This window comes from Sphingobacterium sp. FBM7-1 (genome assembly GCF_020687765.1).
In the GTDB taxonomy this organism is placed as follows: domain Bacteria; phylum Bacteroidota; class Bacteroidia; order Sphingobacteriales; family Sphingobacteriaceae; genus Sphingobacterium.
The window spans coordinates 1-750 of the sequence record NZ_JAJEWJ010000024.1; the positions used below are offsets into that span (position 1 = coordinate 1).

Sequence of the window (750 nt, forward strand, 5' to 3'; positions counted from 1 at the left end):
TCAGGGTGCAGAATTAATGAGTGGCAAGAAACAATTTGACAAACAAAGAAGTGAAAAACTGATAAGAGCTGAGTTCAATAGAGCCAACAATTATATAAGTATGTTCAATCACGCTGCATTGCAAGGTGGTGAAGAATATTGGAACAGATTAAACGAAATCAAACAACCCACCTTAATTATCCACGGAACAGACGACAAAATTTGGCATTATAAGAATGCAGGTTTTTTACAAGAAAAAATAAAAGGTTCAAATCTAATCACCCTTGAAGGTACAGGACACGAATTACACGTTGATGATTGGAAATCAATAATTGATGGAATAGAAAAACACATAAATGACTGATAAACAAAAATAACGACCCGCTAACAATGTATATAAAAAATAGGCGAAACAGTAGTAAATTCAAGGCTTTTGGCTCGTATTATACTTTGTGCTTAACCGAAAATTTGGCACTTCGAAATCGCCTACTTTTCATATACTAACCGTTATGCGGCAGCTTAAAAGACGACACCAAACCAGAAAAATCATCTTGACAACCACCCGACTTTGAACTACGAAGGATGAAATTTTTCAGGGACAACTTCCAGCATTTCCAAAAAACAGTTTACCCATTGACTTGGAGACAAACAGACAATTTGAGCATTAAGGTTTAAACCGAATTTTTCCGAAATTGACCTGACCTGACTTTTCCTGAAAATCGACTTTAAAGCTGTTTTTACAGATAAATCAGGTTTCTCTAACAGACAGGA

General features: G+C 35.5%; 2 protein-coding genes. One reads left to right on the top strand and one right to left on the bottom strand.

The window, feature by feature from the left end:
- A partial coding sequence (locus LKO28_RS15355; protein ID WP_227695911.1) for an alpha/beta fold hydrolase occupies window positions 1-343 on the top strand: 343 nt, incomplete at its 5' end.
- A gap of 209 nt (window positions 344-552) precedes the next feature.
- Here the strand turns inward: LKO28_RS15355 and LKO28_RS15360 are convergent.
- A partial coding sequence (locus LKO28_RS15360) for an rRNA adenine N-6-methyltransferase family protein (RefSeq protein WP_227695905.1) occupies window positions 553-750 on the bottom strand: 198 nt, incomplete at its 5' end.